Annotated in this window: 5 protein-coding genes; 4 read left to right on the top strand and 1 reads right to left on the bottom strand. The window is 71.5% G+C overall.

The genetic code is table 11. The features are described from left to right. Window positions 1–148 precede the first annotated feature (148 nt). Genes RN901_RS02965 through RN901_RS02955 form a run of 3 tightly spaced genes read left to right on the top strand, consistent with a single transcriptional unit; the run spans window position 149 to window position 6,600 of the window. The gene (locus RN901_RS02965) at window positions 149–3,103 is read left to right on the top strand and encodes a glycoside hydrolase family 3 N-terminal domain-containing protein (protein ID WP_310755776.1); all 2,955 of its coding nucleotides are present in this window, start codon (window positions 149–151) and stop codon (window positions 3,101–3,103) included. Then, a complete protein-coding gene (locus tag RN901_RS02960) occupies window positions 3,100–4,536 on the top strand; it encodes a sodium:solute symporter (RefSeq protein WP_310755779.1) in 1,437 nt (478 codons plus the stop codon). The genes RN901_RS02965 and RN901_RS02960 overlap by 4 nt, the downstream gene beginning before the upstream one ends. Before the next feature lie 24 nt (window positions 4,537–4,560). Then, window positions 4,561–6,600 carry an Ig-like domain-containing protein gene (locus RN901_RS02955; RefSeq protein ID WP_310755774.1) on the top strand — a complete coding sequence of 680 codons (2,040 nt, stop codon included), beginning with the start codon at window positions 4,561–4,563 and terminating at the stop codon, window positions 6,598–6,600. Between the two features lie 16 nt (window positions 6,601–6,616). Here RN901_RS02955 and RN901_RS02950 read toward each other — a convergent pair whose 3' ends face one another. Continuing rightward, complete coding sequence (locus RN901_RS02950; RefSeq protein WP_310755771.1) at window positions 6,617–7,258, bottom strand: hypothetical protein; 642 nt, start codon at window positions 7,256–7,258, stop codon at window positions 6,617–6,619. A gap of 192 nt (window positions 7,259–7,450) precedes the next feature. Between RN901_RS02950 and uvrA the strand changes: the two genes are divergently transcribed. Beyond that, window positions 7,451–10,288 carry an excinuclease ABC subunit UvrA gene (gene uvrA / locus RN901_RS02945; protein ID WP_310755769.1) on the top strand — a complete coding sequence of 946 codons (2,838 nt, stop codon included), beginning with the start codon at window positions 7,451–7,453 and terminating at the stop codon, window positions 10,286–10,288. Window positions 10,289–10,681 lie beyond the last annotated feature (393 nt).

The raw sequence follows: 10,681 nt of genomic DNA, 5'->3' as shown, positions 1-10,681 counted from the left end.
AGTCGTCGGCAGCGTCAGATGTGTATAAGACACCGCTGCCGCCCCGGGCGCCCCGGGCGCCGCCGCCGCCGCCGCGGGCCCCGGCTCCGCGGCTTCCCTCGGCCGTCCGCCGGTCGACCCCGTCCTTTCCGCCGACGCACGGGCCTGGGTGGAGGAGACGCTCGCCGGCCTCAGCCTGCGGGAGCGGGTCGCGCAGCTCGTGATGGTGTGGATGAGCGGCGGCTACGCGCCGAGCGACGACGAGGAGTTCACGCGGATCGAATCCCTCGTGCGGGACGACGCGATCGGCGGGATCGTGATCTCGCTTGGGACCCCCCTCGGATACGCCGCGCGGCTGAACCGGCTGCAGGCCTCCGCCGACGTGCCCCTGCTCGTCGGTGCGGACTTCGAGTCCGGCGCCGGGTTCCGCGTGAGCGGCGTGTTCGCGCTGCCGAACATGCTCGAAATGCCCGGCGCGACCGTCCTTCCCCCCGCGATGGCCCTCGGCGCGACCGACGACGAGGACTACGCCTACTCCGCGGGCCGGATCACCGGCATCGAGGCCCGGGCCCTCGGCGTCCACATCACCTTTTCGCCCGTGCTCGACGTCAACAACAACCCCGCCAACCCCATCATCAACACGCGCTCCTTCGGGGAGGATCCGCAGCGCGTGGCGGCGCTGGGCGCGGCGTTCATCCGGGGCGCGCGCGACGTCGGCCTCCTCGCCACCGCCAAGCACTTCCCCGGCCACGGAGACACCGGGACGGATTCCCACGTCGCCCTCCCGATCATTCCCGGCGACCGCGCCCGCCTCGACAGCCTCGAACTCGTCCCCTTCCGCCGCGCGATCGCGGAGGGCGTCGACGCGGTGATGACGGCCCACGTCGCGGCCCCCGGCATCCTCGGCGCCGGCGCCCCGCCCGCCACGCTCTCGCCGTACTTCATGACGGACATGCTGCGCGACGACCTGGGCTTCGACGGCGTCCTCTTCACCGACGCGCTCGACATGGCGGCGATCGCGGACGACTACGGGGCCAGCGAAGCGGCGATCCGCTCGCTGGAAGCGGGGAGCGACGTCCTGCTCATGCCGCGCGAGCCGCTGCGGGCCATCGCGGCCGTCGTGGGCGCCGTCCGCTCCGGCCGGCTCGCCGCGGAGCGCATCGACGCCTCCGCCCGGCGCGTGCTGGAGTTGAAAGCGCGGGCCCGCCTGCACGAAGGCGCGGAGGTCGATCCCGACGCGATCCCCCGGCTCGTCGGCACCCAGTGGCACGAGTCCTTCGCCCGCGGGGTCGCCGCGCGCTCCATCACGCTCGTCCGCAACGAGGCCGGCGCCGTGCCCCTCGGTTTGCGCTCCGTGCTGTCCGTGACCTTCGCCGGATCGAACGACCTCGCCGCCGGACGCGTCTTCAACCGCGAACTCGGCCGGGCCGTGCGCGTCCGCCGCGCCCGGATCGGGCTCGACACCCACCCCGCCGTCTACGACTCGCTCCTCCGGCGCGCCCGCTCCGTCGACGCCGTGATCTTCTCCGCCTACGTCCGGCCCGGCGCCGCCAGCGATTCCACCGACCTCCCGGACGAGGTCCGAGGCTTCTTCGACCGCCTCGACGCCGCCGGCCGCGCCTCCGTGCTCGTCTCCTTCGGCAGCCCCTACCTGCTCACGTCGGTGCCGGAGGCGGAGACGTACCTCATCGCGTGGGGCGGGGCGGACGCCTCGCAGGAAGCCGCCGCGCTCGCGCTCCTCGGCGCGCCGATTTCCGGCCGCCTGCCGATCTCGCTCCCGCCCCGCCACGCCCTCGGCGATGGCCTGGTCAGCGGGAGCCCGGAGGCGGAAGCGGGGCCGGCGCCGATCGACGCGCAGGGTCCGCCGCTCGAGGGCGGACGCATGCGGCTGGCGTGGGAGGAGTGGCCCGTCAATGTGGGGATGGATGGAGATTCCCTCGCCCGCGCGGACCGGATCATCGATGCGGCGATCCGGGACGGCGCGGCGCCCGGCGCGGTGCTCGCGGTGGGGCGGGGAGACCGCGTCGTCCGGCTGCGCGGCTACGGAAACCTGGATTGGGCGTCTTCCGCCACGCTGCCGCCGGGGACCACCGCGACCGATTCGAGCCTGTACGATCTTGCATCGCTCACGAAGGTCGTCGCGACGACGACGGGCGTGATGCAGCTCATCGACAGCGGCCGTCTCTCCCTCGACACGCGCATCGGCGAGCACCTGCCGGAGTGGTCGCAGGGGTGGAAGCGCGACGTCACCGTCCGCCACCTGTTGACGCACCAGGGGGGCCTGCCGCCCTTCCTCCCCTTCTGGCGCACCCTCCGTGGAGAAGAGGCGTACCGCGAGGCTTTCGCCGCCCTCGAACCCGATTATGAACCGGGGGAACGGACGGTCTACTCCGACATCGGGTTCATGACGCTGGGGTTCCTGATAGAGGAGATCACGGGACAGCCCCTGGACTACTACCTGAACGAGTCCGTCTTCCGTCCGCTGGGGATGACGGAGACGTGGTTCGATCCGCCCCGCTCGCTGTACCGCCGCACGGCGCCGACCGAGGTGGATACCGTCTACCGGCACCGCCACGTGCACGGGGAGGTGCACGACGAGAACGCCCACGCGCTGGCCGGCGTGGCGGGGCACGCGGGACTCTTCTCGTCGGCCCGGGACCTCTCGAAGTTCGCCGCCTGGATCCTCGCCGCCGCCCGCGGAGGCCGGGATCTCGCCGCAGCCGCGCGCGCCCCGCGCGGGCCGTATACCCGTTCCCTCTCCGCCCGTCTCGACTCGCCGTCGCCGGAGACCGTCGCGCGGTTCACGGCGCGGGCCGCTCCCGCCTCGAGCCGGGCGCTGGGCTGGGACACCCCCTCCGGGCGCTCGTCGGCGGGGGACTACTTCGGTGAAGGCGCGTTCGGTCACACCGGCTTCACCGGCACGAGCTTCTGGGTGGACCCGGAACTGGACCTCTTCGTCGTCCTGCTCACGAACCGCGTGAATCCGACCCGGGACAACCGGAAGCACATCGCGCTGCGGCGCGCCGTGCACGATGCCGTCGCGACCTCGATCCGCGACCAGCCGGTACGCCCCCGCGATCCGGGCGGCGCGGGCGGCCCGGCGCCCGAGGGACGCGACCGCTGACCTCTCTCGACCTCGCGATCCTCGTCGTCTACCTCGGCGGGATCACCGCCTGGGGAGCGTGGCTCGGCAGGGGCGCGCGCGGGGGCGAGGAGTATTTCCTGGGCCGGCGCGACCTGCCTTGGGTCGTCGTCCTCCTGTCCGTCGTGGCGACGGAGACGAGCACGCTCACCTTCCTCTCGATCCCCGGCATCGCGTACGGCGGGTCGCTCGCCTTCGTGCAGATCGCGGCCGGTTACGTGCTCGGACGGATCGCCGTCGCCGCCTGGCTGCTGCCCGCGTATCGCGAGGGGCGGCTGCGGACGGCCTACGAACTGCTGGAGGCCCGGTTCGGGACGGAGACCCGGCAGCTGACCTCCGGCATCTTCATGATCACGCGCCTCCTCGCGGATTCCGTGCGGCTCTTCGCGACGGCCATTCCGCTCACGCTCGTCACGGGGTGGCCGCTCATCGCCTCCGTGCTCGTGATCGGGGCCGTCACCTTCATCTATACCTTCATCGGCGGCATCCGCGCGGTCGTGTGGGTGGACGCCTCGCAGATGGCGCTCTACCTGGCCGGCGGGCTCATCGCGCTCGTCGTCCTCGGCGGCGCCGTGCCCGGCGGGTGGCCCGAGATCCTCGCCCGCGCCGGGGAGGCCGGAAAGCTCACCGTCATCGACCCGTCGCTCGACTTCGGGCGGCCCTACACGCTGTGGGCCGGACTCCTCGGCGGCGCCTTCCTCTCCATGGGTTCGCACGGCGCGGACCAGCTCATCGTCCAGCGCCTTCTCGCCTGCCGCGACCTCGCCGCGAGCCGTCGCGCCCTCGTCGGCAGCGGCTTCGCCGTCCTCCTCCAGTTCACCCTTTTCCTTTTCGTTGGCTTGGGCCTCTGGGCGTGGTACGACGGAGCCGCCTTCGTGCGCGCCGACGAGATCTTCGCCGGGTTCATCGTTGAAGCGCTCCCGGCCGGCGTCCGCGGCCTCCTCATCGCGGGCGTGTTCGCGGCCGCCATGTCTACCCTCTCCAGTTCGATCAACGCACTCTCATCGGCGGCCGCCTACGACTTCTGGGCGGCGTCCCGTCCGGAGGCGGACGAGCGGCGGATCCTGCGCGTGGGGAGGATGTGGGCCGTGGCGTGGACGGCCCTCCTCGTGGCGGCGGCGGTCGGGTTCATCCCCCTGAGCGAGGAGAGCACCGCCGTGGAGGTGTCGCTCGGGATCGCGTCGCTCGTCTACGGCGGGCTGCTGGGGGCGTTCGCGCTCGCCCGCTTCTCGCGCCGGGCCACGAGCCGCTCGGCCCGTCTCGGGATCGTGTTCGGGATCGGGTCCGTCACCGCGATATGGATCGGGGCGCGGGCCGCGGTCGCCTGGCCCTGGTTCGTCCTCATCGGCACGGCGATCACCGTGGCGGTCGGCTTCCTCGCCGGCGCCCGCCGCGGTTCGCCCACGTCGGAGTGAAGTCGTGGGGATGAGGTCGCGCGGATGAAGTCGCGGGGCGTACGCGCGCTGGCGGCGACCGCCGTCGTGTGGGTCGCCGCCTGCGGCGATGGGGAACCGGACATCACGGCGCCCGTCCCCGCGCCGAACCGCGCGCCGGAGGCGGTGGGGACGATCCCCGGGCAGACGCTGCCCGTCGGGGAGGCGGCGACGGTGGACGCGTCGGCCCACTTCCGCGACCCCGACGGCGACGCCCTGTCCTACACGGCGGCATCGTCGAACGCGGGCGTCGTCACCGTTTCGCTGTCCGGCAGCTCCGTCACGGTCACCGCCGCCGCCAGGGGGGTCGCCACGATCACGGTGACCGCGCGCGATCCGCGGGGTCTCACCGCCCAGCAGAGCTTCGAGATCACGGTGCCGAACCAGGCGCCCGCCGTCGGGGACTCGATCCCGGGCCACACGCTGTTCAAGGACGAAACAGCGACGGTCGACGCGTCGGCCCACTTCCGGGACCCGGACGGCGACGCGCTCACATACGCGGCGACCTCGTCCAGTTCCGAGGTTGCGACGGTCGAGGTCTCCGGGGCCACGCTGACGATCCAGGCAATCGCGGCCGGCGTCGCGACGGTCACGGTGACCGCGAGCGATCCGGACGGCGCCGGAGCGGAGCAAAGCTTCGAGGTCACGGTGCCGAACCGCGCGCCGGAAGCCGTCGAAACGCTCCCGCCCCGGACGCTCGCCGTGGGCGAGACGGAATCCGTCGCCGTGTCCCCGTTCTTCCGCGACCCGGACGGAGACTCCCTCACCTACGCGGCGGCCTCGTCGGACACGGAGGTCGCTACCGTCTCCGTGTCGGGCGACTCGGTGGAGGTCACGGCGCTCGAGAAAGGCGTGGCGACGATCACGGTGACGGCCCGCGACGGACACGACCTGACCGCGGAGCAGCGCTTCGAGGTCACGGTGCCGAACCGGGCGCCGGAGGCCGGAGACGCGATTCCGGCCCAGACGCTGTTCGAGGGCGACACGACATCCGTGGACATGGCCGCCCACTTCCGCGACCCGGACGGCGACCCGCTCACCTTCACGGCGACCTCGTCCCGTTCCGATGTCGCGATGGTCACGGTCTCCGGGGAGACGCTGGCGATCCGCGCGGCCGCCGCCGGCGTCGCGCTGGTGACGGTGACCGCGACCGATCCGGAGGAGGCCGCCGTCGCCATATCGTTCTCAGTGACCGTCGTGCCTCCCGCGACCCCATTCGAGATCGAACTCGTGTTCGCCACGTCGATGACCCGGGCCCAGGAGACCGCGTTCCAGCGGGCGGCGGAGCGCTGGATGGCGATCCTGGCGCCCACGGACCTCCCCGACGCGCGGATGAACCGGACGCTGGGGTGCGGCGGCGACCCGAGATTCGAGCGTCATGTGGAGACGATCGACGACCTGATGATCGTGGTGGCGGTGGTCGAAATCGACGGTCCGCTCGGGACCCTGGGACGCGCCGGGCCCTGCTGGGTCCGGGTCGCGTCGTCGCTGCCCCTGTACGGCCGGATCTCGATGGACGCCGCCGACTTCGATCAGCTCCAGGCCCGCGACCTGGAGGAAGTGATCGTTCACGAAATGGGGCATGTGCTCGGCTTCGGCACCCTCTGGCCAAGAGTCGGCCTGCTCCGGAACCCCGCCTCGGAGGCGTCGACACCGGACACCCACTTCACGGGCCCGCTCGCCATCGCGGCGTTCGATGCGGCCGGCGGCGCCGACTACCCGGGCGCAAAGGTGCCCGTGGAGAACAGGGGCGGTGAGGGATCGCGGAACAGCCATTGGAGGGACACCGTCCTCGCGCTGGAACTCATGAGGCCGTACCAGAGCCTCGGCGTGGCCGAACCGCTGAGCGCGATCACCATCCAGTCGCTCGCGGATTTCGGCTACGAAGTCGATCCGACATTCGCCGAACCCTACCGGCTCCCCAGCGCCGACCTCGCCCGCGCCCTCGAGGCCGCCCCGAAGATCCCCTACGGAGACGACATCTGGAACGGCCCCCTGATCTTCGCCGACCCCAACGGCCGCATCACCCGCGTGATCCCCAGGTAGGAGGACGGTACAGCCGTCAGGCGGGCTCCGGCCGGCTGAACCCGTGCACCACGGTCTCGGAGAGGGCCGTGAACTGCGCGGCGATCTCCGCGCGCATCGTTTCGAATCGCGCGTCGATCTCCCGGCTCATCGTGTCGAGTCGCGCCTCGAACCCATCCATCCGCGTGTTGAACCCATCCATCCGCGTGTTGAACGCATCCATTCTCGTATTGACGTTCTCATGCAGACGGGCGACGTGCTCGCGGACATCGGCGTAGCCAACCCGCAGTTTGGACATCTCGTCGGCGAGAGCGACGAACCGGCCCTCCCACTTCACGTCCAGCGCGTCGAAGCGGTTGTCGATGGCCTCGAAACGGTGGTCTATCGACACGAAGCGGCCGTCCATCCCGTCCAGGCGGCCTTCGATGGCTTCGAAGCGGCGGTCGATGCCGTCCAGACGGCCTTCGATGGCCTCGAAGCGGCCGTCCATGGCGTCCAGGCGGCCCTCGATGGCTTCGAAGCGGCGGTCGATGCCGTCCAGACGGCCTTCGATGGCTTCGAAGCGGCCGTCCATGGCGTCCAGGCGGTGCTCGATGGCCTCGAAGCGTGGCTCGAGCGCCTGCACGACCGCGGCAACCAGGGCCGCGTCGCGGTCGTTACGCGTGAATCTGCGGATCAACAACGTCCACCTCGTACCCGGAGTAGCGTGACGCCCCAGACATGCCCGGCGCCATCAACGGGCCATCAACCGGGCTCCGGATCCCGGCGCTCGCCACGGCCCGCCTCACCAACGTAGCCGGCCCGGCCCTCTCGCGCGCACCGGGCTTCCAAACTGGCGCGGGAGCGCCGCCCGCGCCTACGATGCCGGGCTATGGAAGACTCGAACGCTCTCATCGTGCGGGGGGCGCGGGAGCACAACCTCCGCGACGTCGACGTCGAACTGCCGCGCGACCGGCTCATCGTCGTCACCGGGCTCTCCGGCTCCGGCAAGTCCTCGCTCGCCTTCGACACCATCTACGCGGAGGGGCAGCGCCGCTACGTCGAATCCCTCTCCGCCTACGCCCGGCAGTTCCTCGGCGTCATGGAGAAGCCCGACGTCGACGTCATCGAGGGACTCTCGCCCGCCATCGCGATCGAGCAGCGCACCGCGGGCGGCAACCCGCGCTCCACCGTCGGCACCGTCACCGAGATCTACGACTACCTCCGCCTCCTGTGGGCCCGCGCCGGCACCCCCCACTGTCCCTCGTGCGGCCGCCCCGTGCGCCCGCAGTCCCCGTCGGAGATCGCGCAGCAGATCCTCGGCTGGCCCGCCGGCGCCCGCATCGAGGTCCGCGCCCCGCTCGTCAGGGGACGGAAGGGGGAGTTCCGCGACCTGTTCGAGCGCACGCTCAGCGAAGGCTTCGTGCGCGCCCGCGTGGACGGCGAACTCGTCGACCTCTCCGACCCGCCCCTCCTGAACCGGCGCCGGAACCACGACATCTCCGTCGTCGTGGACCGGCTCGTCGTGCGCGCCTCCGACCGCGAGCGGCTGGCGGACTCCGTGGCGACCGCCCTCCGCATGGCCGACGGCGTCGTCGAGGTCGGCCTCGACGGGGGCGCCGATGACGGAGGGGAGGCGCGGCACCTGTTCAGCGAGCGCTACGCCTGCCCGGGCTGCGGGCTCGGCATGCCGGAACTCGAGCCCCGGCAGTTCTCCTTCAACTCTCCCTTCGGTGCCTGCCCGGAGTGCGACGGCCTCGGCTCCCAGCGCGTCCCCAACGCCGACCTCATCGTGGGCGGCGACCGGATCTCCATCCTCGAGGGCGTCCTCCTCCCCCTGGGGACGCCGAGCTTCGGCGCCCGCCGCCACGCCCTCGCGCGGCTCGCGCGCAAGATGGACTTCGACCTCAACACCGTCTGGGGCGAGCTGAACGCGGACCAGCAGGAGGCGATCCTCTACGGCGACACCGACGTGGGCTGGGAAGGCGCGGTCGCCGCCACCCTGCGCCGCTACCACGAGACGACGAGCGAGCGCGTGCGCCTCTCGCTCGAGGAGTACATGACGCTCTCCACCTGTCTCGCCTGCGAGGGCGGCCGGCTGCGCCCCGAGAGCCGGGCCGTCACGCTGGAGGGACTCTCCCTCCCCGCGCTCACCGCGCAGTCCGTGGCCGAACTCCGCCCGCTCCTCGGCGGCTGGCTCGAGGCCGCCCGCGCCGCCGGCGGCCAGGCGGCCGAGATCCGCGTCCCGATCCTGAAGGAGGTCGTCGAGCGGCTCGAGTTCCTCGACCACGTGGGCCTCGGCTACCTCACCCTGGCGCGTTCCGCCGGCACCCTCTCCGGGGGCGAGGCCCAGCGCATCCGCCTCGCGACCCAGATCGGGAGCCGCCTCGTCGGCGTCCTCTACGTGCTCGACGAGCCCAGCATCGGCCTCCACCCGCGCGACAACCGCAAGCTCCTGCAGACGCTCGGCGCCCTGCGCGACCTCGGTAACACCGTCCTCGTCGTCGAGCACGACGAACTCACGATCCGCCGCGCCGACCACATCGTCGACATGGGGCCGGGCGCCGGGCGCGAGGGCGGGGAAGTCGTCGTCTCCGGCGACATCGACCGGCTCCTGGCCGACGAACGCTCGCTCACCGCCGCCTACCTGCGCAGAGAGCGCGAGATCCCCGTCCCGGAACGCCGCCGCGCCCCGGACAACGGCCGGCTCGTCGTGCGCGGCGCCCGCGAGCACAACCTGCGGGCGATCGACGTCGAGTTCCCGCTCGGGACCTTCATCTGCGTGACCGGCGTGTCCGGCTCCGGCAAGTCCACCCTCGTCGAGCAGATCCTCTACCGCCGCCTCGCGCGCGAGGTCTACCGCTCGAAGCTCGTCCCCGGCGCGCACGACGCGATCGAGGGGATCGACCTGTTCGACAAGGTCATCGACGTCGACCAGAGCCCCATCGGCCGCACCCCGCGCTCGAACCCGGCCACCTACACCGGCCTCTTCACCCCCATCCGCGAACTCTTCGCCCGCCTCCCGGAGTCGAACATCCGCGGTTACGCGCCCGGGCGGTTCAGCTTCAACGTGAAGGGCGGGCGCTGCGAACCCTGCCGCGGCGACGGCCTCGTGAAGATCGAGATGCACTTCCTGCCCGACGTGTACGTCCCCTGCGACATCTGCCGGGGACGCCGCTACAACCGCGAGACGCTCGAGGTCCTCTACCGCGGGCGGAGCATCGCCGACGTGCTCGCGATGAGCGTGGACGAGGCGCTCGAGTTCTTCGACGCCGTGCCGTCCGTGAAGCGCCGCCTGGGCACGCTCTCCGACGTCGGCCTCGGCTACGTGACGCTCGGCCAGCCCGCCACCACCCTCTCCGGCGGCGAGGCCCAGCGCGTGAAGCTCGCCACCGAACTCGCGAAGACGAGCACCGGCCGCACCGTCTACATCCTCGACGAGCCCACCACCGGCCTCCACTTCGAGGACGTGCGCCTCCTCCTCCGCGTCCTGCACCGCCTCGCCGACCGCGGCAACACGATCATCGTCATCGAGCACCACATGGACGTCGTGAAGACGGCGGACTGGGTCATCGACATGGGTCCGGAGGGGGGAGCGGGAGGCGGCCTCGTCGTCGCCGAGGGTCCCCCGGAACTCGTGGCCGCGACGCCCGGCAGCCACACCGGCCGGCATCTCACCTCGCTCCTGCCGGAATCGAGCCCGAAATCGAGCGGAACCCCGGCCATATGATCGGTGTAGGGGCCCGTATCAGCGCGCGGTCCGGCGCAGCAACACTTGTCGAAAACTTGGTGAAACACTTGACGGCAGGCGACGATCGGTGCCATACTCCAGGTTACGCGGGGGAGTGGGTGGTGGAGAGTGTGGATGGGCCTGCCTTGATTCCCCCCGAAAAAACGTGACCCGATGCGATCGGTTCACGGGCTTGCTGGATCGACGAAAATATCGGACAAAACAAAGGGTTTTCGCGGCTTTCGGCGCTCTTGCCCCTCTGCGGGAGCGTCGGTATGTTCAGCCCGATTTGTGGGCTGGGGTGTGGTGCATCGTTCGTTGACGATTGTATGTTGACGGATCGAGCGGGAACTACATACCTGGGTTGAAGCAAAGGGGACCGCAAGGCATGCA

It is taken from the genome of Candidatus Palauibacter soopunensis, assembly GCF_947581735.1.
GTDB lineage: Bacteria > Gemmatimonadota > Gemmatimonadetes > Palauibacterales > Palauibacteraceae > Palauibacter > Palauibacter soopunensis.
This window is presented reverse-complemented; position numbering and strand designations above follow the sequence as displayed.

Coding starts and splice junctions, on each gene's coding strand:
- RN901_RS02955 (WP_310755774.1), top strand. CDS start 4,561: ATGAAGTCGCGGGGCGTACGCGCGCTGGCGGCGACCGCCGTCGTGTGG.
- uvrA (WP_310755769.1), top strand. CDS start 7,451: ATGGAAGACTCGAACGCTCTCATCGTGCGGGGGGCGCGGGAGCACAAC.